General features: G+C 72.0%; 23 protein-coding genes. 15 read left to right on the forward strand and 8 right to left on the reverse strand.

Annotated elements, in window-relative coordinates:
- Window positions 1-67: 67 nt before the first annotated feature.
- From mshB to QSK26_RS12845, 5 genes are all read left to right on the forward strand, one after another.
- Window positions 68-976, forward strand: a complete 909-nt coding sequence (mshB, locus tag QSK26_RS12825) for an N-acetyl-1-D-myo-inositol-2-amino-2-deoxy-alpha-D-glucopyranoside deacetylase (RefSeq protein WP_285775301.1) — start codon at window positions 68-70, stop codon at window positions 974-976.
- Between the two features lie 11 nt (window positions 977-987).
- Window positions 988-1,434 (forward strand): DUF6113 family protein, encoded by a 447-nt coding sequence (locus tag QSK26_RS12830; protein ID WP_285775302.1) that lies wholly within the window; start codon window positions 988-990, stop codon window positions 1,432-1,434.
- Window positions 1,435-1,587: 153 nt separating this feature from the next.
- Window positions 1,588-2,004, forward strand: a complete 417-nt coding sequence (locus QSK26_RS12835) for a hypothetical protein (protein WP_285775303.1) — start codon at window positions 1,588-1,590, stop codon at window positions 2,002-2,004.
- Window positions 2,005-2,331: 327 nt separating this feature from the next.
- Window positions 2,332-3,273, forward strand: coding sequence for an MBL fold metallo-hydrolase (locus QSK26_RS12840; protein WP_285775304.1), 942 nt, complete (start codon window positions 2,332-2,334; stop codon window positions 3,271-3,273).
- Between the two features lie 53 nt (window positions 3,274-3,326).
- Entirely contained in the window at window positions 3,327-3,698 is a 372-nt protein-coding gene (locus tag QSK26_RS12845; protein WP_285775305.1) for a VOC family protein, read from the forward strand.
- On the opposite strand, the gene QSK26_RS12850 is transcribed toward QSK26_RS12845, so the two are convergent.
- The gene (locus QSK26_RS12850) at window positions 3,689-4,519 is read right to left on the reverse strand and encodes a TrmH family RNA methyltransferase (protein ID WP_285775306.1); all 831 of its coding nucleotides are present in this window, start codon (window positions 4,517-4,519) and stop codon (window positions 3,689-3,691) included. The genes QSK26_RS12845 and QSK26_RS12850 overlap by 10 nt on opposite strands.
- A gap of 329 nt (window positions 4,520-4,848) precedes the next feature.
- Here QSK26_RS12850 and QSK26_RS12855 point away from each other — a divergent pair, with 329 nt between their 5' ends.
- From QSK26_RS12855 to QSK26_RS12880, 6 genes are all read left to right on the forward strand, one after another.
- Window positions 4,849-6,612: an ATP-binding protein gene (locus QSK26_RS12855; RefSeq protein WP_285775307.1), complete on the forward strand. Its 1,764-nt coding sequence runs from the start codon at window positions 4,849-4,851 to the stop codon at window positions 6,610-6,612.
- A complete protein-coding gene (locus QSK26_RS12860; protein WP_285775308.1) occupies window positions 6,609-7,025 on the forward strand; it encodes a roadblock/LC7 domain-containing protein in 417 nt (138 codons plus the stop codon). The genes QSK26_RS12855 and QSK26_RS12860 overlap by 4 nt, the downstream gene beginning before the upstream one ends.
- Complete coding sequence (locus QSK26_RS12865) at window positions 7,022-7,384, forward strand: DUF742 domain-containing protein (RefSeq protein WP_285775309.1); 363 nt, start codon at window positions 7,022-7,024, stop codon at window positions 7,382-7,384. The genes QSK26_RS12860 and QSK26_RS12865 overlap by 4 nt, the downstream gene beginning before the upstream one ends.
- Window positions 7,362-7,967: a GTP-binding protein gene (locus QSK26_RS12870; RefSeq protein WP_285775310.1), complete on the forward strand. Its 606-nt coding sequence runs from the start codon at window positions 7,362-7,364 to the stop codon at window positions 7,965-7,967. The genes QSK26_RS12865 and QSK26_RS12870 overlap by 23 nt, the downstream gene beginning before the upstream one ends.
- Entirely contained in the window at window positions 7,964-9,202 is a 1,239-nt protein-coding gene (locus QSK26_RS12875) for a cytochrome P450 (RefSeq protein ID WP_285775311.1), read from the forward strand. Before QSK26_RS12870 ends, QSK26_RS12875 begins: the two co-directional genes overlap by 4 nt.
- A gap of 96 nt (window positions 9,203-9,298) precedes the next feature.
- Complete coding sequence (locus tag QSK26_RS12880) at window positions 9,299-9,658, forward strand: YciI family protein (protein WP_285775312.1); 360 nt, start codon at window positions 9,299-9,301, stop codon at window positions 9,656-9,658.
- 48 nt (window positions 9,659-9,706) lie between these two features.
- Here QSK26_RS12880 and cysS read toward each other — a convergent pair whose 3' ends face one another.
- The 5 genes from cysS to QSK26_RS12905 all read right to left on the reverse strand — a co-directional run bounded on the left by cysS (window position 9,707) and on the right by QSK26_RS12905 (window position 20,800).
- Entirely contained in the window at window positions 9,707-11,101 is a 1,395-nt protein-coding gene (gene cysS, locus QSK26_RS12885; protein ID WP_285775313.1) for a cysteine--tRNA ligase, read from the reverse strand.
- A 57-nt stretch (window positions 11,102-11,158) separates the two neighbouring features.
- Entirely contained in the window at window positions 11,159-12,982 is a 1,824-nt protein-coding gene (locus QSK26_RS12890; RefSeq protein WP_285775314.1) for a sigma factor-like helix-turn-helix DNA-binding protein, read from the reverse strand.
- Between the two features lie 73 nt (window positions 12,983-13,055).
- Window positions 13,056-15,134, reverse strand: coding sequence for a UvrD-helicase domain-containing protein (locus tag QSK26_RS12895; protein ID WP_285775315.1), 2,079 nt, complete (start codon window positions 15,132-15,134; stop codon window positions 13,056-13,058).
- A gap of 18 nt (window positions 15,135-15,152) precedes the next feature.
- Entirely contained in the window at window positions 15,153-19,895 is a 4,743-nt protein-coding gene (locus QSK26_RS12900; RefSeq protein WP_285775316.1) for a hypothetical protein, read from the reverse strand.
- Between the two features lie 155 nt (window positions 19,896-20,050).
- Complete coding sequence (locus QSK26_RS12905; protein WP_285775317.1) at window positions 20,051-20,800, reverse strand: class I SAM-dependent methyltransferase; 750 nt, start codon at window positions 20,798-20,800, stop codon at window positions 20,051-20,053.
- 1,900 nt (window positions 20,801-22,700) lie between these two features.
- Between QSK26_RS12905 and QSK26_RS12910 the strand changes: the two genes are divergently transcribed.
- The 3 genes from QSK26_RS12910 to QSK26_RS12920 all read left to right on the forward strand — a co-directional run bounded on the left by QSK26_RS12910 (window position 22,701) and on the right by QSK26_RS12920 (window position 24,542).
- Window positions 22,701-23,606 (forward strand): N-acyl homoserine lactonase family protein, encoded by a 906-nt coding sequence (locus tag QSK26_RS12910; protein ID WP_285775318.1) that lies wholly within the window; start codon window positions 22,701-22,703, stop codon window positions 23,604-23,606.
- On the forward strand, window positions 23,603-24,061 hold the full coding sequence (locus QSK26_RS12915; RefSeq protein ID WP_285775319.1) for a MarR family winged helix-turn-helix transcriptional regulator: 459 nt from the start codon (window positions 23,603-23,605) through the stop codon (window positions 24,059-24,061). The genes QSK26_RS12910 and QSK26_RS12915 overlap by 4 nt, the downstream gene beginning before the upstream one ends.
- 73 nt (window positions 24,062-24,134) lie before the next feature.
- Window positions 24,135-24,542 carry an SRPBCC family protein gene (locus tag QSK26_RS12920; protein ID WP_285775320.1) on the forward strand — a complete coding sequence of 136 codons (408 nt, stop codon included), beginning with the start codon at window positions 24,135-24,137 and terminating at the stop codon, window positions 24,540-24,542.
- Window positions 24,543-24,623: 81 nt separating this feature from the next.
- Here the strand turns inward: QSK26_RS12920 and QSK26_RS12925 are convergent, their stop codons facing one another.
- Window positions 24,624-25,706, reverse strand: a complete 1,083-nt coding sequence (locus QSK26_RS12925) for an ABC transporter substrate-binding protein (RefSeq protein WP_285775321.1) — start codon at window positions 25,704-25,706, stop codon at window positions 24,624-24,626.
- 82 nt (window positions 25,707-25,788) lie between these two features.
- Window positions 25,789-26,010, reverse strand: coding sequence for a putative acetyltransferase (locus tag QSK26_RS12930; RefSeq protein ID WP_285775322.1), 222 nt, complete (start codon window positions 26,008-26,010; stop codon window positions 25,789-25,791).
- 107 nt (window positions 26,011-26,117) lie between these two features.
- Here QSK26_RS12930 and fdxA point away from each other — a divergent pair, with 107 nt between their 5' ends.
- The gene (gene fdxA, locus QSK26_RS12935; protein ID WP_285775323.1) at window positions 26,118-26,444 is read left to right on the forward strand and encodes a ferredoxin; all 327 of its coding nucleotides are present in this window, start codon (window positions 26,118-26,120) and stop codon (window positions 26,442-26,444) included.
- Window positions 26,445-26,482: the final 38 nt, after the last annotated feature.

A 26,482-nucleotide genomic window follows, 5' to 3' on the forward strand; every position in this document is an offset into this window, starting at 1 on the left:
CCTCCTCATATTGCCAGCAACACATCACCGTGGCCGTGCCGTCACCTGCCCACGTTAGGCTCGGATCGTGAAAGATCGGCGCTTGCTGCTCGTACACGCCCATCCCGATGATGAGACGATCACGACGGGCGCGACGATGGCCAGGTACGCGGCGGAGGGCGCGCACGTCGCGCTGGTGACCTGCACCCTCGGTGAGGAGGGCGAGGTCATCCCGGAGGAGCTGGCGCATCTCGCCGCCGACCGGGAGGGCACGCTCGGCGAGCACCGCGTCGGCGAGCTGGCGGCGGCCTGCGCCGCGCTGGGCGTGACCGACCACCGCTTCCTCGGCGGGCCGGGCAGGTTCCGCGACTCGGGCATGATGGGCGTGGCCTCGAACCACCATCCGCGGGCGTTCTGGCAGGCCGACGTCGACGAGGCGGCGGCCGAGCTGGTGCGGGTGATCCGCGAGGTGCGCCCGCACGTCCTCGTCACCTACGACGAGAACGGCTTCTACGGCCATCCCGACCACATCCAGGCGCACCGGGTGTCGTGGCGGGCGTTCCGGCTGGCCGCGGACGCCGGCTTCGGCTCCGGGGAGCCGTGGCGGATCGCGAAGTTCTACCACACGGCCACGCCCAGGTCGGTCCTGGCGCGGTCGGCCGACGCGCTGCGCGAGGCGCGGAACGCCCCCTTCGTCCCGCAGGACGTGGCCGACCTGCCGTTCGGCTGCAAGGACCAGGACGTGACGACCGAGATCGACGCCCGCGCGCACCTGGCGGCCAAGGCGGCGGCGATGCGCGCGCACGCCACCCAGATCAGCGTGGCCCCGCCGTGGTACGCGCTGTCCAACGGCATCGGGCAGGAGATCCTCGGCGTCGAGCACTTCATCCTGCGCGCCGGAGTGCCCGGCGCGCCCGGCGCCGGGGCGCCCTTCGAGGCGGGCGGGCTCGGCGAGCCGCACGCCCGGGAGGACGACCTGTTCGGAGGTGTCCACTAACCTTGCAGGTCATGGGGGAGACGGTGGCCGATCTCGACACCACGCCCGCGCCCGGGCGGGGCCGGACGGGCCCGGTGCTGACCGGGCTCGCCTATGTGGTGCTGGCCGTGCTCGGCGTGGTGATGGCCGTGGTGGGCGGGTTCCAGCACGCGCTCTACCTCGGGGCGGTCCCGCTCGCGGCGGCCGGCTGGGTCCTGCTGCTGTTCGCGGTGGTGTACGGCATGGCGCGGATGACGGCGGGCAAGCTCGGGGCGCTGGTGCCCGGCGTGGCGTGGATGCTCGTCTCGATGGTGCTGTCCGGGGAGCGGGGCGAGGGCGATCTCGTCATCGCGGCCAACCTCGCCGGATATATCTATCTTTATGGTGGTTTTGCGGTAATTGTGCTGGCGGTGTTGCTCGCGCCGTCCCACGGCACCTCCTGGCTGCTCCGCGAGCACGGCATCACCCGGAGCCGGTGAGCCGGCGGCCCGCCACGGACCCCGCGCCACGGACCCCGCGCCACGGACCCCGCGCCACGGACCCCGCGCCACGGACCCCGCGCCACGGACCCCGCGCCACGGACCTGCCATCCGGTGCTGGCCGGACGGCCGCGTGCGGCTCACAATCGGGGCATGACCAGGTGGCAGCGGTTCCGGCAGGTGGTCAACTTCGTCAACCTCTCCACGCCGCTCGGCCTGCTCGTGGCCGTGCTGGGCCGCGCCAGGCTCACCCCCGGCCCGGACGGCCTGGTGTTCGCGTACGGCTACCGCATCCCGTTCCCGGTGGCCAGGGCTTTCACGCTGGGCAACGTGGTGCTGACGAAGTACGACGCGGACTTCCTCGGCGGGGTTCTGCTCCGGCACGAGTCCCGGCACGCCACGCAGTACGCCTGCTGTCTCGGCGTGCTCATGCTCCCGCTGTACGTGCTCGCCGTCGTGCTGTCCGTGGCGATCTGCGGCCACCACGGCTCGTGGAACCTCTTCGAGTGGCTGGCCGACCTGGACGAGGGCGGCTACGAGCGGCGATCGCCCTGGTGGATCAAGAAATAGCCGCATATAGGCATAAATCTCTGTGTGTGGGGATCATCAGCGGTGAGTCCGGTTCCCCGGTCCGGGGGCCGGCCGGAGTGTTCACGGGAGCACCGTGCGCCACGGGGGCGAGCGGCCGATGATCCAGGGGGAGCGCCCATGTCGCCGACGATCCACCCGCAGTCCACCACCGCCGCCCCGGCCACCCCGCCACCGGGTTCCCCACCACCGGGCTCCCCGGCACCGGCGTCCCTGGCACCGGCCGCCCCGGCACCGGCGTCTTCGTCACCGGCAGCCCCGGCATCGGACGATCGGCCCGGGGGGCTCGCGCGCGTCGAGCCGCTTCCGGTGCGGCCGGACCGGCGGCGGACGTGGCCGCGGAGCTTCCGCAACCGCCTCGCCTCGCCGCTCCCGGAGCTCAGGGAGGCCCTGAGCGCGGTCTGGCACGGCGGACTCCGCCCGCACGTCGGCGACGCCGACCAGATCCCGGTACGCCGGTCCGGCCTCACCCCGGTCACCGCGTTCCAGGCGATGGTCACCTGGGTCGGCCACGCCACCTACCTGCTGCGCATCGGCGGCCTGACCGTGCTCACCGACCCGGTGTGGTCCGCGAGGATCCCCGGCGTGCGGCGCCGCCGCCTCACCCCGCCCGGCGTGGCCTGGAGCGACCTGCCCCCGGTGGACGCCGTCCTGATCAGCCACAACCACTACGACCACCTGGACATCCGGACCCTGCGCAGGTTGCCGCGGAACACGCCGTTCTTCGTGCCCGCCGGGCTCAGGCGGTGGTTCGCCCGGCGCGGGTTCCGGCGGGTGGCCGAGCTGGACTGGTGGGAGCGGGCCACGCTGGGCGGCCTCTCCTTCGACTTCGTGCCCGCCCACCACTGGAGCCGGCGCGGCGTCTTCGACACCTGCAGGACGCTGTGGGGCGGCTGGATGATCTCCGGCGGCGGGCACCGGATCTACTTCGCCGGCGACACCGCGTACGGCGAGCGGTTCCTGGAGATCGGTGAGCGGTATCCCGGCATCGACCTGGCGTTGATGCCGGTGGGCGCCTACGAGTCCCGCGGTTTCGTGGACGAGACCCACGTGGACCCGGCGCAGGCCGTACAGGGCTGCCTGGACGTGGGGGCGCGGCGGATGGCGACCATGCACTGGGGGACCTTCGTGCTGTCCGGTGAGCCGCTGCTCGCCCCGGTCGAGCTGGCCCGGCGGGGATGGGCCGAGCACGCCAGGCCGCGCGCGGACCTGTGGGACCTCGCCATCGGTGAGTCCCGGCTCCTGAGGTGAAGGCCCGGCCGGGGCGGGTACATGAAGGGTTGCCTACACCGGGGAGGACGCCCATGTCCGTGGAGCTGAACCACACCATCGTGCCGAGCCGGAACAAACAGGAGGCGGCGGAGTTCATCGCCTGGATCCTGGGGCTGGAAGCCGGGCCGCAGTGGGGGCCGTTCGTGCCGGTCGAGACGGCCAACGGGGTCACCCTGGACTACATGGACGCCGACGACTTCCGGGCCAACCACTACTGCTTCATCGTGACCGAGCCCGAGTTCGACGTGATCTTCGATCGGATCAGGGAGCGCGGGATCACCTACTGGGCCGACCCGCACCATGACAAGGAGGGTGAGATCAACCACCTGTTCGGCGGCCGGGGGTTCTACTTCGACGACCCCAGCGGCCACAACATGGAGGTCATCACCAAGCCCTACGCCTGAGGCCGGCCGAGCGCCCGCTGCCTGGCGGCCTCGTAGAGGACCACCGTGGCGGCGCTGGCGGCGTTGAGCGAGCTGGCCGAGCCGGTGATCGGGATGCGCGCCATGGTGTCGCACGCCTCCCGCCAGCCCGCGCTGAGGCCGCCGGTCTCGTTGCCGATGACGACGAGGGTGGGGCCGGTCAGGTCGTGGCCGGCGAGGTCGGCCTCGCCCTTCTCGTCGGTGCCGACCACGGTCACCGGCAGGCCGCCGGCCCGCAGCCCGGTCACCCAGTGGAGCACCTCGCGGTGCGAGGCCACCCGCACCACCGGCACCGCGAAGAGCGAGCCGGTGGACGCCCGCACCGACTTGGGGTCGTACGGGTCGGCCGCGTGCCCGGTGACGACCACTCCGGCGCCGCCGAACGCGTCGACCGAGCGCACCAGGGTGCCGATGTTGCCCGGACCGGTCGGCCGGTCGAACACCACGCCGAGGAACGACGGGCCCACCGGGATGCGGGACAGGTCGTCGGCGGGCAGCCCGACCACGGCCACCAGCTCGGGCACCTCGTCGCTCTTGCCGCTCAGCTCGCCCAGCAGCTCGGCGGACATCGCCACCGGCCGCGCCCCCGCCCGCGCCAGGATCGAGGCCGCCCATCCCGACAGCTCCCGCCCGGCGTCGTAGAGCAGCGCGCGGACCGGCCAGCCGAGCTCCACGGCGAGCTGGATCGGCCGGACCCCCTGGACCAGGAACTCGCCCGCCCGCTGCCGCTTGGTGCGGTTGGCCAGCAACGCCTGCCACTGCTGGAAGTGCGCGTTGCGCTTCGTGATCCGCAGCGTGTCCATCGGCCCTGACGCCCCCTTCGTGACCGGTCAAGTCTTCCACACGACCGCACCCGCCTGAGGTGCCGCCGACCACACCAAGTCAACCTTTCCCGGGATGCTTCCTGACATAAATTGATAAATGCCGCAAAGGGGATAAAAAGTGATAATTCACTGTTGATCAGTTGAAGCTGGGACGTACGGTGTTAAGCCGGTGGGCCCTTTTCGGGCGTTCTCTTGAGCGAATTACCGGGGGGAGGGTATAGGTTTCCTCCCGTTCGCCGCTTCACCCGTGCTATCCCCGCTGCCGACCTGATCGTCCGTCCGTTTGTCGCTATCGTCCGAGGGTGGTCATGACCCCAGCTCCATCGCCCGTCACCGCGCCCCCCTCGGAGCGGCCGGGACCTGACACAGCGCCGTGGTGGTCGGCCGCGCGGATCGCGGTCGGCGGCGCCGCCGTGCTGCTGGTCGCCGGGTTCCTGCTGGAGGCGGGTTTCGGCCTCGACACCGGCTGGATGAGCCTGCTCGCCGCGGTGCTCGCCGGTGTCGCCCTCGTGGCCATGACCCGGGTCGGCAGGGGGCGTGACGCGGGGACGCGGGCGCTGGCCGATCTGCGGCTGGAGGCGCAGCGCCGGGAGGAGGCGTCCCAGCATCGGCTGCACCAGCTCGACATCCGCTGGCGGACCCACTCCGACGCGTGCGCCGCGGCCTTCGAGGAGGCGGCCAGGCATCTGGTGGAGGTGCAGTTGCCCGCGGCCGTGAACGCCGCGGAGGTGCCGCCCGCGCCGGAGAACCAGTACCTCGACAAGTCCGTCGCCGCGCTGCTGGCCAAGGCCGTCGACGAGATGGGCGCGGCCGGCGTGCGGCAGCGCGAGCGGATGGAGTCGCTGCGGGTCGCCGTGGTGTCGCTCTCCCGGCGGGTGCAGACCTCCTCGCACCAGATCCAGGAGACCGTCTCCCTGATGGCCGAACGCCACACGGGCAACCCCGACGTCCTGGAGTCGAGCTGGTACGTCGACCACGCCGCCGCCCAGCAGGGCCGGCTCGCGCAGAGCCTCGCCGTGCTGTGCGGCGAGTGGCCGGGGCAGCAGTGGCCCAAGCCGCTGGCCCTGGTGGACGTGGTCAAGGCGGCGGCCTCCCGGATCGTCCCCTACAAGCGGGTCAAGGTGTCCGGCGACCCGGACACCGCGGCCGCGGCCCCCGTGGTGGAGCCGCTGATCCACATGGTCGCGGAGGCGCTGGCCAACGCCACCCAGTGCTCCCCGCCGGCCACCGACGTGCTGGTGGCGGTCCGCAACGTGCAGCGCGGCGCGGTCATCGAGATCGACGACGGCGGCGTCGGCCTGGACGAGCACAGCCTGGAGAAGGCCCGCGAGGTGATCTCCGGAACCCGCCCGGTGGGACTCGACGAGGTGGGCGAGATCCCGCAGACCGGCCTGGCCGTCATCGGCGGCTACGTCCGCAGGTACGGCTTCACCGCCGACCTCATGGAGTCGCCGTACGGAGGGCTGCGCGTGGTGATCCGGGTTCCGGCCGAGACGGTGGAGACCCTGGTGCCCGCCGGCACCGTACCGGCCGCCACCTTGCCCAGGACGAACACCGGCCGCCCGGCGCCGATCCCGCCGCCCCCCGTCTCCGGTCCCGCTCCGACGCTGCCCGCCCCCGCTCCGCTGCCCAGGCAGGCCCCGCCGCCCGCCCAGAGTCCGGTGCCCGCCCAGAGCCCGGTGCCCCCGCCGGCGCGGCTGCCCGAGCAGGGACCGCAGGACAGGGCGGTGCCGCCGGCGCGCGCCGCCGAGGCGGAGCAGGGCAGGACCGTGCGCGGGACCGGCGCGGAGGCGACCGGGGAGGACGCCCTGCGCCAGCTCCCGCACCGGCGCTCCCGGCGCGAGGAGCGGCGGGCGCGGCGGGCCGAGACCGGGCTCCCCGGCCAGGGGACCACGCCCCCCGGGCTCGGATCAGCGCCGGGGGCGGGCCCCGGTACGGGCACGCCCGCGCAGGGTCCGCCGGCGCAGACGCCCGAGCAGGCGAGCGCCTGGATGCAGGCGTACTTCAACGGCAGGCAGGCCGCGGAGGAGCCGGGGACCGCCCCAGGCGACGACGACCGCGACGCGGGATGACGGAGGTTTCCGACGTGCAGCAGAACCAGGACTGGATGGTCTCCGAGGTCACCAAGGTGAAGGGGGTGCGGCACGTCATCGTGCTCACCGCCGACGGCCTGCTGAAAGCGCGCTCCGCGGGCCTGGAACGGAACGCCGCGGACCGGCTGGCGGCGGCCTGCGCGGGACTCCAGTCCCTATGCGACAGCGTGGCCGTGGAGTTCGGCACCGGCAACCGGGCCGTGGACCAGCTCATGGTGGGTTACGAGGGCGGCTATCTGTTCGCCCGCTCGGCGGGTGAGGGGTCACACCTGGTGGTGGTCACCGAGGACGTCGTCGATCCCGGTCTCGTCGCCCACCAGATGCAGGTCCAGGTGATGAAGATCGGAGAGCGGAACTACAGCACTCCGGCCCGTGGGGCCACCGGGCCATGAGCGGCGGGGACGAGTACCGCGACAGCCCGGTCCGGGCCTACGTGATCACGGACGGCCGGGCCCGGCCGTCCCGCAACACCATCGGCATCGACACCCTGTTGCTCGCGGTCGATCCGGACAAGCCGCTCCCCATCACGACGAGCCGGCAGCACCACGAGCTGCTCCGCATGTGCCGGCGGCTGCTGTCGCTGGTCGAGGCGGCCGCCTATCTGGAACTGCCGGTGAGCGTGGTCGGCGTCCTGGCCTCCGACCTGGTCGACGCCGGCCGGTTGGTGGCCCGGCCCAGCATCCCCGAGGCCACGGGTCTCGACCTCAACACCCTGCAGGAGGTGCTCGATGGTCTTCGCAGACTCCGGTGAACGGTACCTGCCGGACACCGTTCAGCAGGCGGTCAAGATCCTCATCCTCGGGGACTTCGGCGTGGGCAAGACGACGCTGATCGGCTCGGTCAGCGAGATCGAGCCGCTGCGCACCGAGGAGACGATGACCCAGGCCAGCGTGGGCGTCGACGATCTCGACGGCCTCCAGCACAAGACCACGACCACGGTCGCCATGGACTTCGGCCGGATCACGATCAGCCCCCGCACGGCGCTCTACCTGTTCGGCGCCCCCGGCCAGCAGCGGTTCTGGAACCTGTGGGCGGGGCTGTCGAAGGGCGCGGTCGGCGCCCTGGTGCTGATCGACACCCGGCGCCTCGAAGGCAGCTTCGACGTGCTCAACCAGCTCGAACTGCAGACGGACATGCCGTTCGCGGTGGCCGTCAACCACTTCCCCGACACGTACGCGCACAGCGAGCAGGAGCTGCGCGAGGCGCTCGACCTGTTGCCGCACACCCCGATCGTCAACTGTGACGCCCGGGACCGCGCCTCGTCGCTGGACGCGCTGATCACCCTCGTCGCGTACGTCTCCCACCTTCTCGTCCCCCAGGAAACGACCTCATGACCAGCACCCCCGGGGCCGCAGGCTGCCCCGCGCACACCTCCGGCGGCCTGCTGCCGCTCTCGGCCACCACGATGACCAGGGAGCCGGAGAAGGTGCTCCAGCGGCTGCGCCAGGACTGGGGCAGCGTCGCCCAGGTGGAGCTGGAACCGGGGGTGCCCGCCTGGCTGGTGATCGGCTACCGGGAGATCCTCACCGTCGCCCGCCGGGAGAACCTGTACTCCCGGGACGCCCGCAACTGGCGGCTCTTCCAGGACGGCACCGTGCCGCCGGACTCGGCGCTGGGGCCGATGATGTTCTACCGGCCCAACGTGATCGGCGCCGACGGGGCCGAGCACCGGCGGCTGCGGCGCCCGCTGGACGACGGGGTGGCCGCCATCGACCAACGTCGGATGCGGCGTGCGGTGGAGGCGCTGTGCACCCGCCTGGTCTCCCGGTTCGTCGAGCGCGGCCACGCCGAGCTGGTGGGCGAGTACGCGACGGTGATCCCGTCGCTGGCGCTGGCCGACCTGTTCGGGTTCGACGCGGGGGAGAGCGACGAGCTGGTCAGCTCGCTGCGCGCGCTGTTCGGCAGCGCCGAGGACGCCCTTGAGGGCAACCGCCGCTTCGAGCGCCTGCTCAGGCGGGTGGTGCAGGACCGTGCCACGGCTCCCGCCGACGACCTGACCACCCGGCTGCTTCAACACCCCGACCTGCGGGACGAGGAGGAGGTCGTCCAGTCGATGGCGATCCTGCTCTCGGTGTCCCAGGAGGCCACCTCCGACTGGATCTCCCAGTCGCTGCGCGTGATGCTCACCGACTCCCGGTTCGTCGGCCGCATGCGCGGCGGCCGGCTGGGCGTGGACGACGCGCTGGACGAGGTGCTGTGGCGGACCCCGCCGGTGAGCAACGTGCCCGCGCGTTACGCGCTCGCCGACACCGAGCTGGCCGGACGGATGATCAAGAAGGGCGACGCGCTGATCCTCGGCGTGGCCGGCGCGAACCAGGATCCGGCCGTCCTCGGCGACGGATCCGCCCAGGAGCAGGGCAACCGCGCGCACCTCGCCTGGAGCGCCGGGCCGCACGCCTGCCCGGCCAGGACGCCCGCCCGCCTGATCGCGCACACCGCGGTGAAGACCGTGTTGCACATGCTCCCCGACATCCGCCTGACCATCCCCGCGGAGGAGATCCCCCTGCACTTCTCCCCCTGGATGTACGGCCCGAAGTCGCTGCCGGTGAGCTTCACGCCTCGATCCTGAAAAAAGTCCGGACGGGAGTGTCGATTCCGGCGTGCGGCGTTCGACGCACAGGTGGGAGGCCGGGAAGCCCGGCCGGGACCACGAGGAGAGGCGACGATGCGATACCTGGCACTGATGAGGGCCGCCCGGCCGGAGACCCCGCCGTCCCCCGAGCTGATGGACGCGATCATGAAGCTCGGGGACGAGGCGACCGGGGCGGGCGTGCTGCTCGACACCGGCGGCCTGCTGCCGAGCGCGGCGGGCGCCCGCGTGGAGGTCTCCGCGGGCGAGCTGAAGGTGCTCGACGGCCCCTTCGCCGAGACGAAGGAGCTCCTCAGCTACGCCGTCTACGAGGTGCGGTCCAAGGAGGAGGCGGTCGAGTGGTGCACGCGCTTCATGAAGCTGCACCGGGACCTGTGGCCGGGCTGGGAGGGCGAGGGCGAGGTGCTCCAGGTCTTCGCCGGCCAGAGCGACTAGGAGCCGGAGCGACGAGGACGGCCGCGGCGGCCTGGGCGCTGAGGCCGCTCAGCGTTCGGGGGCGGCGACCTGGCCTTCCGGGGTGTCGGTGACCCTGACGCCCAGGGCGGCCAGCTCGCCGCGGAGCCGGTCGGAGGCGGTCCAGTCCCGGGCGGCGCGGGCGCGCTCACGCTCTTCGAGCAGCGCGCTCGCGCCGGCGGGCAGCGGAGCGGCGCCGAGCTTGCCGATCTCCGCCGACAGGTCCAGGGCGAGCACCTGGTCCAGGTGCAGGAACGTCTCCAGCCTGGCGCCGGGCGGCAGGGACTCCGCGCGCTCCAGCTCGCGCATGACCCGCAGGGCGAGCGGGGTGTCGAGGTCGTCGTCCAGGGCCGCCTCGACCCGGGTGACGTGGTCGGTGCTCAGCGGCCGGCTCGGCGTCTCGGCCCACTCGGCCACCCGGGTCCGCCAGCGCCGCAGCGTCTTGTCGGCCGCGCGCAGGGTGTCCCAGGTGAGGTTCATCTGGTGCCGGTGGCGGTGCTCCATCAGCGCCAGCCGTACGGCCAGCGGGTCGAGGCCGGCGGCGACGACGTCGGAGAGCAGCACCACGTTGCCGGTGGACTTGGCCATCTTGCGGCCCTCGAAGAGGAGGTGTTCCCCGTGCACCCAGTGGGCGACCACGTCGTGACCGGTGGCCGCGTTGGACTGGGCCCGCTCGTCCTCGTGATGCGGGAAGCGCAGGTCGATGCCGCCGGTGTGCACGTCGATGCGCTCGCCGAGGAAGTGCAGGGACATGGCGGAGCACTCGATGTGCCAGCCGGGGAAGCCGCGGCCCCAGGGCGCGTCCCAGGTCATCTCGCCGGTGGCGGGCTTCCACAGGGCCCAGTCGGCGTGGAAGCGCTTGCGCGGATCGATGCCCTCGATCCGGTGAGCGGGCTGAAGCCGGTCCAGGCGATTTCCGGAAATCTCGCCGTAAGTGGGGAAAGAGATGGCGTCGAAGTAGACCGAGCCGTCCGGGTCCGCGTACGCGTGGCCCTTCTCGATCAGTTTGGCGATCAGCTCGATCATCAGGTCGATCGTCTCGCTGGCCCGGGGCATGTGCTCCGGCGGGCGGAAGTTGAGCGCGGCGGCGTCGGCCCGGAACGCGTCCTCGTAGAACCGGGCGAGCTCGAACGGCGACCGGCCCTCCCTGCGCGACTGGGCGAGCACCTTGTCCTCGCCGGACAGGTCGGCATCGGTGTCGTCGGCGAGGTGGCCCACGTCCGTGATGTTCTGGCTGACCTCGACCCGGACCCGCCGCCGCTCGCACACCCGGCGGATCAGGTCGGACAGCAGGTAGGAACGCAGGTTGCCGATGTGGGCGTGCCGGTAGACCGTCGGCCCGCAGCTGTACATCCGCAGCAGGCGCCCGCCCGCCGGGAGGATCGGCTCTACCTGCCTGCTCCGCGTGTCGTACAACCGCAACATGTATCCGACCCTAGCCCGCCCGCGACCGGGACACACCGATCGCGGCGGGCGGGCGGCTCAGGAGGGGCCTTCGAGGAAGGCGAGGATCTCCCGGTCGCCCCGGTCGCGGAGGCGGCCGAGGACGTCGTCGCGGGCGGAGCCGTCCGGGAGGCCGATCCGGGCGCCGATGAGCCGGATGCCCTCGGCTTCGGAGGCGACGGGGGCGGTGTAGCCGATGAGGTGCAGGGCGCGGTTCAGCGGCGGCAGGCTGGGCAGGGCGGCCTGGAGGAAGCGGGTGAGGAGTTCGCCGCCGTCGGAGACGGTGAGGAAGATGTGGTCGCCCTCCTGCGCGCCGTACTCCAGCAGCACCGGCCGGATCGAGCCCATCGTCGGCTGGTTGTGCCAGCTGATCACCACGTCGCCGGACGGCGCGGAGGCGGTGAGCTGGCCGCCGGGGGCCATGCCGAGGTGGGCGGCGAAGCCGGTCGGCAGCGGGGAGCCGGAACCGCGCAGGTGCTCGGCGTTCACGTCCACCCGGTGCCACCAGCGGCCGTCCCTGCTGCGGAAGCAGCGCCGTGTCTCCGAGACGTCCCTGCGCGGCTGGTAGTCGCCCTGCTCGTGCCCGGCCACCCGGATGAAGCCACGCTGGGTGCGCTCGAAGCCGGGGCCGCCCGCGTAGGCGCGCACCGAGCTCTCGCTCACGTCGTAGCGGGTGGTCAGGTTGGCCACCACGGTGTTCACGGACGCCTCGCCGCCGGCCCGCTCGATCTCCCTGCCGATCATCTCCCGGATGCCGAGATACTGCTCACCGCCCCAGCGGGTCAGGCCGTACTTGTTCCGGTCCACCCGCAGGAAGCGCTCGTCCGCGGTGAGCTGGTTGCGGATGCCGACCAGGCTGTAGTCCTCGCCGATGCGCTCCTGGATCTCCTCCGGCGTCAGCGGGCCGCCGGCGATCGCGAGGACCGCCTCGGCCTTCTCGTTCACGCTGCGCGGCCAGGCCACCACGTGCCCGTCCAGCATCCGCAGGTTGGGCACCGAGACGAGCCACCGCTCGGCGACGTCCTCCCGGACGCCGAGCTGGGCCACGAGGGTGACCGCCTCGCGCACCGGGCGCGGCCCGTCGGTGAACAGCTGCCTGGTCTTCTCCCGCAGCTCGTCCGCGCCGCCGGCCACCAGCCAGCCGTCCACCAGGTCGTAGTCGCCGACCAGCGTGCGCACGAACCGCCACGCCGGGATCTGCAACGACGGCAGGTCGGTGCCGTGCCACGGCGCCGCCGTCGCGAGCTCCTCGGCCGGTACGGCGGAGCCGAGCCGGCCGCGCAGCCAGGACACGTGCGCGACCAGCGGCGCGGCGTCGGCCGAGGCCAGCCATCCGTCCACGTCGTCGCGCAGGTCCCGCTCGATCTGCCTGATCCGCTCCCGGGTCACCGAGAACCGCTGGGCCAGCTCGTCCAGCGTGGCACGCTGGGAGGCGTAGAGCCGGTCCCTGGCGATGCTCCGCTGGCGGTCGTCCAGCCCGGCGAACACCTCGTTGATGAGCTCGGGCAGCGGCCGGTCCGCGCGCGCGGAGGCCAGGCCGATGGGGGCGCGCTCGCCGGGCGGTTCGAGCAGCCGCTCCAGCACGCCGGTGAAGAGCTTGTGCACGACGTCGCGGCCGAGATGCTCGGGCGTCAACGCGGACTCGGCCGGATCGGTGAACCTGACCAGGGGCAGGACGTCGCCGAGGATCAGATGACCCCAGCAGGTCATCGACAGGTCGGCGAGCCGGGCCGCGATCTGAGGCGTGCCGACGGTCTCGCAGGCGCGGTCGAGCGGCAGCGCCTGCCACCAGACCTGCGGCAGGCGTGCGTCATCGGCGATCGGCGCTATCTGACCGGGTGAAGTCCAGCGCAAGGGGGGCACGATATCGCTCAGGCTGAGATTCATTCAGGTCCAACCGGCAATGGTAGGTATCCGCAGTTCAGAGACTATGTGATCAGGGTGGAAGAAACGGACTCGCCCTCCCGGAATGGGACACATATAGCATTTCGCTTGCCCGGGTGCAGGCAACGTACAGCAGCCCGCGCTCGCGCTGCAGGTCATGAGCTCTGGCGGCGGGATCCTCTCCGGCCGGGGTGAGCGCCTCGGGGGCCGGCACGATCCCATCGGTCACGCCTATCACGGCGACCCGCCGGAACTCCAGTCCTTTCATCCCGTGCAACGTCGTGACCCGCACGTCGTGCCCGGCCTCGCGCAACGCCGTACGCGCCTCGCGGACCATCTCGGGCGGGCGCGCGGCCACCCCGACCTCCGCCGCGGGAACGCCGTCCGCCAGCCACTCCCCGACCCGGGCCACCAGCCCGGACAGCTCGGCCTCCGGCGAGTCGTAGCCCAGCACGACCGGGCGCGGGCCGTGCTCGCCGGACCGGAAGCCCACGAGCTGCTGAGCGCCCTCCACGAGCCCGTCGGCCGGGCCGCCGCCGCGCAGCCGCACCCCCCAGGTCAGGATCTCCTGCGGCAGCCGGTAGGAGACGTCCAGCCGGCAGTGGGCCGCGTCGATGCCGACCGAGCCGAGTGACACCCGGGTGTCGAAGATGCGCTGGTGCGGGTCGCCGACGACGAACAGGTCGTCGAGCGCGACGGGCACCGCCGCCCGCAGCAGCCGCCACTGCGCCGGATGCAGATCCTGCGCCTCGTCCACGATGATGTGCCGGTACGGCTCCCGCGCCGGACCCTGCTCCTCCAGCAGGTCGCCGGTGGTCTGGCCGAGCAGCGTGGACGCCTCGGCGGCGAGCTGCAACAGCGTCCTGCGCCCGCTCTCCCGAAGCCGCTCGGTCACCAGCCCGATCGCCTCCCAGACCGCGGTGCGCTCGTCGTCGTCCAGATCGACGCTGCGCCCCGGCCGGTCGGCGGCGAGGTACTCCTCCAGGGTCGTCAGGTTCTGCGCCAGCACGACCTGCTCCCACTCGCGCAGCAGGAACGCCGTGCTGTGCCGCTCGCTGCTGTGCCCGGAGACCGCCTCCTGCCACAGCGTGGCCAGCTCGGCCGCGCCGACCAGGGTGGGCTGGCGGCCCTCCGCCTCGGTCACCAGGCGGTGCGCGATCCGGTCGACATTGCCCACCTCGACCCGCTTGCGCAGCACCTCATCCGGTATGAGCACGTCCAGCTTCGCCGACAGGTCGTTGCTCAGCCCCTGGGAGAAGGTCACCAGCAGCACCGTGCCCCGCCCATAGGCGGCGAGGTGGGCGGCCCGGTGCAGCGCGACGAACGTCTTGCCGGTGCCCGCGCCGCCGGTGACCAGCACCGGCCGGTCGTAGTGCGGGGTGCGGGCCAGCCGGTGCTGGGGCGGGTGCAGGAAGACGCACCAGCTCGGCGCGCCGACCACCCAGTCGAGCTGCTCCTTGTCGGTGACGAACACCGCGCGGTCCGGGCTGCGCAGCAGCGCCGCCGCGATGTCGTCCGCGTCGATCGGCTCCGGCCCGGTGACAGCCGTACGGTACTCGCCGAGCGCCCGCCACGCCGCGGCCAGCGAGGCCCCGCGGGCCAGCTCCGCCAGCGGCGCGTACTGCGTCGGCGGCAGCAACGGCTCCAGCGCCTCCAGCACCGCCTCGGTGGTGATCAGCCTCAGGTACGGCAGCAGCCGGGCGTCGATGCCCACCGAGGCCAGGTCGTTGTCGCAGATGTCGGCGAACAGCCGCACCGGCGACGACTCGGCCGACCGGCGCAACGCCGGCTCGACCCGTTCCAGCGCCTCGGCGTCCCACATCTCGATCACGCCGATCTCCGGGTTCACCCCGAACCCGAACCGCTGCGCGTAGGCCCACGCATCGCCGTCCGGCAGCACGGTGAGCAGCCAGTACACGTCACGCTGGCGCAGCACGACGCCGCGGTGCCGGTCGGTCAGGCGCAACGTCGCCACCCGGCCGTCCCTGGCGTTCCTGACCCGTTCCGGGTGCGGCGCGGCCGGCACCTGGTGCAGGAACCGGCGCACGGCGACCACGACGTCCCGGCGCACCGGCTCAGCCAGGGCGCGCAGTTCCGCGGGGAACGCCGGGGAGATCGCGAGCCGGGGCAACGAAGGGGTTCCTCTCGGCTAGGCCAGCAGGGACAGCAGGTCGCGGTCCCCGCGCTCACGCAGCCGGACCACCAGGTCGGCCTTGGCGACGGGTCCGGTCATGCCGATCCGGGTGGCGATGATCCGCGCCGTCTGCTCGGGGGTGCCACCGGGCGCGGTGTACCCCACCAGCAGCAGCGCGTGCTCCATCGGCTCCACCCCCGATGCCGCGGCGGGCAGGTGCCTCGCTCTCAGCACACCCTCGTCCGACAGCGTGAGAAACAGATGATCGCCCTCCTCGGCCTTGACATCCTTGAGCAGATGCCGCAGGGACTCCACCACCGGCCGGCTCTGCCACGTCATGGTCAGCTCTCCGGCGGCACTTCTGACAGTAAGGCTCTGGCCTGGGGCCAGTCCCAGATACGCGGCGAATCCGCTGGGCAGCGCGCACTCGGAGCCCTCAAGGTGATCTCCGGTGATGTCCACCCTGAGCCACCACCGGCCATCCGGCTGCCGGAAGCATCTCCGGGTCAGCGACACGTCCTTCAACGGCCGGTACTTGCCCGCGTCCCCGCGCCCCTGGCCGCCTGCCTCCGGCGTACCGTCCTCGGCCGCCTCCCCGTGCGGGGCCCGGCCCTCGACGCCTTCCGGGTGGGCCGCGTCGCCGTCCGGGTCGGAGTCGTCGCCCTCCGCGTCGTCCCCGCCGCTCCGCCGGCCGCCCGAGCCGCCGTCGGCGGGGAAGAGGATGCGCAGTTGCGGCACGCTCTCCAGCCACTCCCTGGCGACGTCGGGATGGATGCCGAGCGAGGAGACCAGCTCCAGGGCCCGGCCCACCGTCGGCGGCTGCTCGGTCTCGCCGATGAGCTTCCGCGTCCTGTCCTGGAGGTCCGTCAGGTCGCCCTCGACCAGCCAGCCGTCCGTCAGCCGGTAACCGGGCAGCGACGCCAGCACGAACTGCCAGGCCGGCACCTCCAGCGAACGCACCTCACGCCCGTGCCAGTCGGCCGCCGCCACCAGCCTGGCCTGCGGCGAAGCCTTGCCGAGCACCTTCTGCACCTCCGCGAGATGCGTCCTGTACGGCTTCGCCTCGTCGCTCACCAGCCACTTCTTCAACCGGACCCGGAGATCGGCCTCCACCTCCTCGATGTCCGACGTGGACACCGCGAACAGCTTCGCCAGCTCCTCCACGGCCCCCGGGGAGTCGGTGAACACCCGGTTCTGCGCCACCGCCCAGGTCTTGTCGTCCAGGGCGGCGAAGGCGTTCTCGATCAGGGCGTACAGGTCCGTGTCCTCCGGCTCGGGCTCCTCGTCCTGCGCCCCGAACGGCTCGAAGAACGACCGCCCCCCCGGCCCACCCTGATGCGCCCCGGGCGCCGACCCGTTGATATGCGCCAGCATCTCGGGAATCTGCGCCAGCCCGGGAATCTGCGCAAGCCCCGGAATCGAGGGAATGTCCGGTACGGCAGGCCGCGACCGCCCCCCACCGGCCCCCCCGGCAGAAGACGAATTCCCAAAGGGCTGCTGACCGGGCCCCCCAGCCGGAAACCCTCCCGGCGGCCCCCCGGGTCCCCCCGGCATCCCCGGCTGCCCTCCAGGCGCCCCCGGCGTCCCTGGCACTCCAGGCGCCCCCGGCTGGCTTCCCGGCACTCCGGGCATGGCCCCCGGCACTCCGGGCATGGCCCCCGGCACTCCGGGCATGGCCCCCGGCGCTCCGGGCATGGCTCCCGGCTGGCTTCCCGGCACTCCAGATGTCCCCGGCACCCCAGGCATGGCTCCCGGCGACCCCGGCTGGCTTCCCGGCGTTCCGGACGTTCCGGGCGTTCCGGGCGTGGGGCTCCCCGGAGCGGTGTGCGGGGCTCCCGGTGTCATCGGCGCTCCGCCGGAGGAGCCTGCACCCGGCCCGGCGGCGACCCCGGGGGGAGGCACGGCCGGGGTACCGGACGGGGAGCGCTTGGGCAACCCCGCCGGAGGCGTACCGGCTGACGCCGCCGGAGGATGTCCCGTCTGCCGCTTGGGCAGCTTCAGCGGAGCCTGCTCCACCGCGGCCACCGCCTCCGGCGACTCCTGCCCCCGCCCCGGCCCGTCCTGCCCCGCCGCCACCGGCAGGTCCTGTCCTGCGAGCACAGGCATGTCCGGCCCCGCCACCGGCACCTCTTGCCCCGGCACGTCTTGCCCCGCCACCGGCACGTCTTGCCCCGGCACGTCTTGCCCCGCCACCGGCACGTCTTGCCCCGCCACCGGCAGGTCCTGTCCCGCCGCCACCGGCACGTCTTGCCCGGCCGCCACCGGCACGTCTGAACCGGCGGCCAGGCCGGGCACTTCCTCGCCCACCGCTCCGACCGGCACGCCCTGTCCCGCCACCGGCGTGCCCTGCCCGGCAGCCTCTACGCCCTGACCAGCCTCCACGCCCTGTCCGGGAGCCTGCGCGCCCTCGCCAGGTACGGCCTGTGCAGCCGCCGCCAGCACGTCCTGACCGGCAGCCGATATCCGCGAGTCCCCGCCAGGCCCTGCGGACGGCACCCCCTGCTCCGGGGCAGCCGCCGGCACGCCCTGCCCCGCGCCCGACCCCGTCAAATCCTTACGCGCACCCGCCACGGGCAGGTCGTGCCTCCCACCGGTCGCAGGCAGGTCGTGGCTTCCACCGGCCGTGGGCAGGACGCGGCCCCCACCCGCCACGGGCGGCAGATCCTGGCCTCCACCGGTCGCGGGCAGATCCTGGCCCTCACCGGCCTCGGGCAGGTCGTGACCCGTGGCCGAGGTGTTCTGGCCTGCGGGCAGGTCGTGGCCCGATGTCGGCGCGTGCTGACCTGCCAGGGGGTCGTGGCTCGCGGCCGGCAGGTTCTGAGCTGCTGCGGGCAGGTCGTCATCCGGGGTCGGCAGGTGGCTCGCTCCGGCGTCCGCCACCGGAAGGTCCTCGCTCTGACCGGGCACCGGCTCGACCGGCACGCGCCTGCCCAGCGGATCCGGACGGCCCAGGGCGTCCTTGGGGAAGTCCGGCGCCCGCCGGGTTCCGCGACGGTCGTGGGAAGCGGCGGGCGGGTTCGCGGCAGCCGGGCGATCGGGGGCCTGCGCATCATCGAAGAGGTCGCCCGGCTCCTCGGCGGACCCACCCACCGAAGCGTCAGGCTCGCCCAGCGCGGCCTTACCAGACACGGCCCTGCCAGACACAGCGGCGGCCTTGTCCGACGCGGCCTTGCCAGATGCGGCCCCGCCAGATGCGGCAGCGGCCTCGCCCTGCGAGGTGTCAGGCATGCCGGCCGAGGCCCCCGGCTCTTGCGCCGAATTGCCGGCCGCGTCCGTCGTGGCGGCGAGTCCCTCGGGCAGGGCGGCGACCGCGTTCGCCGGATCGGAGGTCACGTTCGGCGAGGCGGCGAGCTCTCGCGCCGAAGCACCGGCCGCGTTCGCCGAAGCACCGGCACCCTCCGCCGGAGCGGCGGCCACGTTCGCCGAAGCGGCGAGGGGGGCCGGTGAGGCGGCGCCCGCGTTCGGTGTGGAGGCGGGGTCGTTTCGCGAGACCGCGGGCTCGTTCCGCGAGGCGACGGTCTTCGCCGGGGAAGCGGAGTCGTTCCGTGAGGAGGCGGGCTCGTTCCGCGTGGAGGCGGGGAGGCCGCGTTCTTCGTCGCGTGGGTCGGGGGATCGCCGGAGGGCGGCGGGGGCTTCTCCTGCGGGGCCGGGAGGTTCGGGGGAAGCGCTTGCGGCGGGCTCCTCGTGCTCCTGACGGGCGCCGGCATGCAGCTCGGCATGCTCGGCCGGGACGCCGGGAGAAGCGAGCGAGTCGCCAGGCGAAGCCAGCGGGTCACCCGGAGAGGCGAGCGCGTCGCCAGGAGAGGCGAGTGGGCCGCCAGGTGAAGCTGGCGCGTCGCCCGGAGAGGCGAGCTGGTCGCCAGGGTGGCTACGGCGAGCGCCGGAACGACGTGGGGAAGCGGCGTCGGCGGTCTCGGGGCTGTCCTGAGCCGTCGCGGAGCCTCGTACGTCTTCGGCGGGCCGGGCGTGCGCGGACTTCCGCCGCGAACCCCCCGACCCGGCCCCCTCGGGCTTCGCCGCCGCAAGACCGCGATCATCGGCCGGCACACCGCGATGCCCCCTGCCGGGCTCAGCCCCACCCCGGCCCTCGACCGGCTCAGCCCCACCCCGGCCCTCGACCGGCTGGGTCTTGCCTGGAACCTCGACAGGCTGGGCCTTACCCGGAACCTCGACCGGCTTGATTCCGCCAAGCGCGTCAACCGCCTCGCCCCGGTCGGCGACCTTGGCCGGCTCGGTTCCGCGACGCCCCTTGCCCGGCTCCTGGTCCTGGGTCCAGTGCTGCGCGGGGGCCTGTTCGCGGAGGGGGGGCGCCTCGGAGTGGCGGAGGTCGGGGGAGTCGGGCTCCCCGTGGGAGGAGCCGCTGTCGATGCGGGTGAAGACGGCGGTGAAGAGGGTGGTGAGGATCGGGCGGGCCTGGATGAACGGCTGGTCCAGCATGTCCCGCGCGGTGAGGGAGAGCAGACCGGGCCAGGAACCGGCGCGGTCGAGGGCGATGGCCGTGTGCGGGTCGTCGGCCTCGTCCGGGTCCAGGACGTGCAGCGCGGGAAGGACGTCCCCGACGGCGGCGGCCGGCCAGTGACCGATCGCGAGTTCGGTGATCAGCTCGCCCAGCGCCTCGGGCGACAGCACGTCGAGCACCCTGTGCATCGGCAGGCTGCGCCACCACGCGTCCGGCAGACCGGGCTCGTGGAGAGCGGAGATCGCCGACGCGTCGCTCCAACGTAGCGGCGGTACGAGGTCACTCAGACAGAAGTTCATCCCGTTCCCTCTCCGGCTGTCTCACCGATACCCAGCCCCCTTATGCGCCGCGTCAACCGTGCTCCTGCCGTACCGTCCCGAACGCCCACGCAGCTGCGGACGAGCACATCGGAACTGACCATAGTCTGGCAAATCGCCCCCATGAATCGGGCCGATTACCGGCGAACGGCTGCGAACCTGAGCCTGACGTAGTCGGCCATCCAGCCGGTCTCCCTGCGCAGGGCGGGGGCCGCGAGTTCGTTCACCCGGCGGAGCAGAGGCTCGACGATCTCCGTCGGCAGCCCCGCGAGCAGGGACGCGCCGAACACGCGCACCCAGTCCGCGGCGCCGCCGGGGGAGTCGTCGAGGGGGGTGGGGCGGTCGAAGTACTCCAGCAGCCGTACGGCGAAGCCGCCCTTCTCCAGGAGGGTGGCGTACTCGGCGGGCGTGGGGAAGAACCACGGGAGCTCCGGCTCGCGCAGGCCGTACTCCCGCCAGGCCGTGAGCATCGCGGCGATCAGTTCGGCGCAGTTGCCGGCTCCGCCCAGCTCGGCGACGAACCGCCCGCCCGGCTGGAGCGCGTCGCGCACGCTCGCGATCACCGCCATGGGGTCGCGGCCCATCCAGTGCAGGGCCGCGTTGGAGAACACCGCGTCGTACCGGTCGGCGACGGTGAAGTCGTGCCCGTCGCCGACGATGAAGGTCATCCCCGGGTGCAGGGCGATGGCCTTCTCGATCATCGCGGGCGAGCCGTCGATGCCGAGCACCTCGGCCCCGCGCCCGGCGATCTCGGCGGAGAACACTCCCGTGCCGCACCCGAGGTCGAGGATGCGCTCACCGGGACGCGGATCGAGAAGGTCGACCAGCGGTGCGCCCTGGGCCGACACGTATCCGAATGAGGAGTCGTAGCGCCCGTTCCACCGCATCAAGCTCGGCGTATCGTATCGCAAAACGACCAGCTCACATTCTGAGACAACCTGTGGGGACCCAACGGTTAAGACACTTTAGAGCCTGGAGCGGCATACGACATATCAGTCCCAACCATCACTCAGACCTCTTCAGTCACACCAGTAACAATCCACGCTACCGGCCAGACGTCGGAGGTGTCTTCGCGATCTTCTCCACCGAGGCGGGGAGGTGCGCCGCCGCTTCGGGGCTGAACTGCGGGAACGCTTTCCCGCCGGATGGGTACGGCACCGCCAGGCACCGCCCCGCACGGGCCCGAGATCCTACGGCTTCCGCTTCACGCGAGGAGGGCGGGCCGTGTCGTCGCCGGCGTCTACATGGGATGACGACCCCCGTCGAGGCAGACTTCCCCCGAGGGAGAACTCCCTCCACTCCACGTATGAAGTCCTTCCTCCCCAGAAGAAGATCCTTTCCTCCTACGAAGGCCCACAACGCCCTCGTCAAAGCCGTGGAACGCCTCCTCGGGAGTGTGAAACGTCCTCCAACGTCCTCCTCGAAGTGCGGGACGCCCCCTCGGCGGTGCGCCCCACCGCGCTCACGTCCTCCTCGGTTACGGGAACGCCGAAGCTCTCCTCTGTGCCGAACCTCTCCTCCGTGCCGAAGTCCTCCGCTGTACCGAACCGCTCTTCTGTACCGAAGCCCTCCATCGCACCGGGGTCCTCGTCCGCTTCTCTTGCTCCCTTGTCGGTGGGCTTCCCTCTGGCTCGGTTCGCCTCGGGTGTTCCTGTCCGATGTGGCGCTTCGGGTTGTCGGCATCGTCCCTGGTTGCACTGGTGGCGCGCCGTACGGAGGCGCCGGGTGCCGCCGTGTGGGTTCTCGCCGTCGCGGCGCCTTGGGGGGCGGTCGAGGAAGTGTCGGTGTCTTCCGCTGCTTCTTGCGAGGTGTCGAAGGGCGCACCTTGGAGGTGGGGTGCCGGAGGGTGCTGTTGGGGGTGGTGTCCGTGGGTGCTGCGTGGGGCTGTCGGAGGGATTGTTGGGTGGGTATCCGAGGTGGCTTTCTGGGATGTTGGAGGGTTTTCGTATTGGGGATGCTTGTCTGCTTGGGCTGGCTTTGATCCTTGTGTGTGGTTTGCCTCGCTCTGGGGTGGTGGGAGTAGGGGGCCGCGGATGACGGTGGCGTAATCCAGGCGCACCCTGAAGGCACATCCCCTCAAGGCGCGGCGGCGGCGAGGAGTGGTGCGGCGGTGCCCGGCGCCTTTGTGCGGTGCGTGACCACTGCTCGGGCCCCTCGGTATCTCCCTGATCGTGTGCCGCCACTGGGCAAGCACCGCCTACGGCGGATCCGTGGAGAACAGCCGTACGACGATGGTGAGTGTGCCGGGGAGGCTGACTCCCGCCGGCGCCTTTGAAGGCGAGATCGCCGCGTAACGGATGTGCCAGAGGTAGCAGGCTTCTGTGGGGGAGTGGAACTCGTCCAGCGGAAAGGCTTGCGTGCGTACGTAGTGCACCGCCGTGGCCGCCCAGGCGGTTCACCGGCTGCGCTCCGCCGTACGGCCGACGACACGCTCGCCCGAGCACCGAGCACCGAGCACCGAGCACCGAGCACCGAGCAGCGGGCAGCGGGCAGCGGGCAGCGGGCAGCGGGCGCCCAGCCGCGTGTCGGGCCGAGCATCGGGCCGCGTACTGAGCCGCTGCCTGTCCGACCGTGCCCTCGGCGCCCAGCAGCCTCGATGCCGCCACCCGACCGATGCGCCTTGGCCGTGCGCCACCCCCGATCAATGCCCCTTGGCTGCGCCACCCCGGCCGATGCCCCTTGGCCGCGCGCCACCCCGTACGGGTACCTCCCGGGGCGCAGCGGCTGAGAAGAGGGGTGCCTCCAGGAATAGTTGACACGACATGCATGTCGTGTAATCTATTGAGCATGAGAAGCGAACTGAAGAGTGTGGGAAGTTCGATCAAGCAGGTGGCTGTGGTCAGTACTGGGACGGTGGCGATTCATCCGGAGCATGTGGGGCCTACCCGTAAGCCGTTGTACTGGTGGTTGTTCACCTCGCGCCGGTGGACCCGTCCGTTGCCGATCAACGTTTATGTGATCGAGCATGACCAGGGGCTGGTGCTGTTCGACACCGGGCAGGATCGGGCGTCGGTGACCGAGGCCGACTACTTTCCCGGTGGTGTCACCGGGGTGGTGTTCGACAAGCTGGCCCGGTTCGACATCGGGGCCGAAGAGACGCTCACGGCGCGGCTGGCGGGCATCGGTTACGACATCGCCGATGTGCGGATGGCCGTGCTCTCCCACCTGCATCAGGATCACATCGGGGGGCTGCCCGAGCTGGCCGGTGCGGAGATCGTGATCAGTCGTGAGGAGTGGCGCAGCCTCGACGGGCCGCTGCCCGGTGCGCGCGGGCTCCTCCGCTCTCACATCGATCTTCCCGGGTTGCGCTGGCGTCATGTGGATCCCGGGCCCATCGACGATCCTGCGGTCGCGCCCTTCACGACCGGCCACGACCTGTTCGGCGACGGCAGCATGGTCCTGCTGCCGACTCCCGGCCACACCCCCGGCTCGCTGTCGATGCTGGTGCGAGTTCCCGGGCAGCCGCCGTTGCTCATGGTGGGCGACCTGACCTATGACGCGCACCTGCTGGAAGAAGGACACGTGCCGGGCGTCGGGAAGAAGCGGCAGCTTGACGAGAGCACCAGGGCGATCAACCTGCTGCGGGAGCGGCACCCGGACCTGGTGGTCCTTCCCGCCCACGATCCGGGGGCGGCGGCGCGGCTGGCCCCGGTGACCAGGGCCCTGGCGGGGAGGCGGGAGGTCGCCGCGTGAGGCCCGCGGAAGAGCTCCGGTACCTCATCCTGGCCGCCCAGCGCGAGGGCAACAGGATGCTCGCCCAGGCCCTGCGGCCGCTCGGCGTCACCCCCTCGCAGGCCGAGGTGATCCGCATCCTGCAGGATCGTGGGCAGCTCACCCTCAACGGCCTCGGCGACCTGCTGGTCTGCGAGAGCGGCAACAGTCCCAGCCGGCTGATCGACCGGCTCGCGTCCGCGGGCCTGGTCAGCCGCCAGGTGTCGGCGTACGACCGCCGCCACGTCGAGCTGTCCCTCACCGAGGAGGGGCTGCGCCTCGCCGGGCAGATCATCGCGATCGAAGAAGAGCTCTATCGATCCCTCGACGCCGCGGCCGAAGGCCACGACCTGGAACCGCTCACCGGTTTCCTCCGGGCCTTCGTCGCCGGCCGCCCGGCCGGCGAGGCCCTGGCCCGTCGCCGAGACGCCGAATGACGCTCACACGACACCGAACATCGACACCGAACCCGAGACGCCGAACCACCACAACCGAGCAAGGAGCCCCGTCATGACCTCCCAGGCAAGCACCCGGTACGTACCCGCGCCGCTGTCCCGTGTTCGTCAGGTGCTGCTCGATCCGCTGGCGTTGCCTGACTGGAACTCGGCCTTTCTCACCCTCGCCGGGCCCGCTCACGCCGCCACGGGCGTCTCGTATCCCATCACGGTGCGCGGCGGGTTCAGTGGAAGCTGGGAGTACACGAAGATCACGGATCGGCGGATCGACGCGGACTGGCGCTTTCCGGGATTCCTGGAGAACGGCACGTGGCGGCTGCGGCCGCATGGCGACGGCACCGTGGTGACGCACGAGTTCCGGCACCAGGGGCCCATGGCGCGCATTCTGAGCAAGGCGTATCGCGGCGTCGCCGAGCTGCGGCTCGATCGTCTCGTCCAGCGGGTCGCGCGGCCGGGCCGGTGACGCCGCCCGTGGGAGGCCGCGCCCGGCCGGCGGTGGCCTCCCCCCATACCGCCCGCCCCAGCGGGGGACGGCCGGCTGCGGTCAGCCGACGGACCTGGTCCAGTGGGATTCGAGGTAGGACTTGGCGGTGTCGGTTTCCGGGATGGTGAGGAAGACGGGCTTGGCCGGGGCCGGGGGCAGCTTGGCGGCGGCCTCCCGGTCCACGGTGCCGCGCATCTGGAGGGCTTCCAGGCGGGCCGGGCGGGCGTGGCCCTTGAGGAAGAGGTTCTGGCCCTCGTCGGAGTAGAGGAACTCCTGCCACAGGCGGGCCGCGGCGGGGTGCGGGGCGCCCCGGTTGATGGCCTGGACGTAGTAGGAGCCGATGGCCGAGGGGCCGGGCAGCGCGACCTTCCACGCCTTGCCGCCGTCCATGGCCATCCGTCCGGCGTTGAGGTACTCCCAGTCGATGACGGCGGTGGGCGTCTTGCCGGAGAGCGCGAAGTTGCCCGCCTGCCTGAGCCGCGAGAAGAATTTCACGCCGCGCTCGGCGGAGGCGCTCTCGCCGGACAGGGAGGCGGCCATCACGCCGTTGAACGCGGCGGCGGTGCGCAGCGGGTCGCCGGGCAGCGCCACGACGTAGCCGGGCTTGAGCAGGTCGGCGTACGTGGCCGGCGGCCGCACCTTGCGCGAGTCGTAGCCGATCGACATATAGCCGCCGTAGGCGCCGTACCACTTGCCGGAGTGGTTCTTCAGCTGGTCGGGGATGTCCTGCCAGTTCTGCACCCGGTAAGGGGCGAAGAGGCTCTCGTTGGCCACGGCGACGTCCACGCCGAGGTCGAAGACGTCGGGCACGTGGGCGCCCGGCTTCGGCTGGGTGGCGGACATGATCTCCTGGTGACTGCTCGCATTGGGTTCGAGCTGTTCGACCTTGATGCCGTACTTGTCGGAGAAGGTGTCCAGGATCTCACCGTAGTTGGCCCAGTCCCTGGGCAGGCCGATGACGGTGAGCGTCCCTTCCTTCCTGGCCGCCTCGACCAGGCGCTCCATCGAGGAGAAGCCCTCTCGCAAGGAGGCGGCCTGCGGGTTCACCGGTGGGAGCTTCTTGGGGTCCGTCGCCGGTGCGCCACAGCCGGCGAGTGCGCTGGCGAGGATCACCGTCGCTGCGGCGCGGGTGCTAAGTGTCACGAGATGAATACTTACCGCTATACTTCCAGGCGTCGAGTAGGCGCGGCCGGTGACCTGTGAAAGACCGGTGACCTGGAAGGACTCAGAGGGGTGGCACCACTTTGGCGGCTGCGAGCGTCTCTTCGGCGATCTCGACGAGCTCGCCGTTCCGCCTGCGCACCGTGAGCACCCCGTCGCACCACGACACCAGCTCGCCCACGGTGTCCCGGAAGCCCTCGGCGGTGCTGCGCCGCACGGTCACGCGTTTGCCCACGTCGGCGGGCGCTATCGCGACGACGAGGCGGGCGCCGAAACGCGGTGGCATCGAGTTTGCCCCCCTCCGTTTCAGACATTCCCCGGACACGGCAATACTAGGGCGTATAAACCCGCGGTCGGAGTCGCGCCTAGGTGCGGAGAAGTAAGGAGCCCGAGGTGACCTACGTCATCGCGCAGCCTTGCGTGGACGTCTTGGACAAGGCGTGCATCGAGGAGTGCCCTGTCGATTGCATCTACGAGGGCGAGCGCATGCTTTACATCCACCCCGACGAATGCGTGGACTGCGGCGCGTGCGAGCCTGTCTGCCCCGTAGAGGCGATCTTCTATGAGGACGACCTTCCCGAGCAGTGGAAGGACTTCTACAAGGCCAACGTCGACTTCTTCGAGGACCTCGGCTCGCCCGGTGGCGCGTCCAAGGTGGGGAAGATCGACAAGGACCACCCGACCGTCGCCGCGCTGCCGCCACAGGGCGAGGACCACTAGCTGATCGCCGTCCCCCTGCCCGCCGCGGCAGGGGGCGT

Source organism: Microtetraspora sp. NBRC 13810 (genome assembly GCF_030268685.1).
Classification (GTDB): domain Bacteria; phylum Actinomycetota; class Actinomycetes; order Streptosporangiales; family Streptosporangiaceae; genus BSRQ01.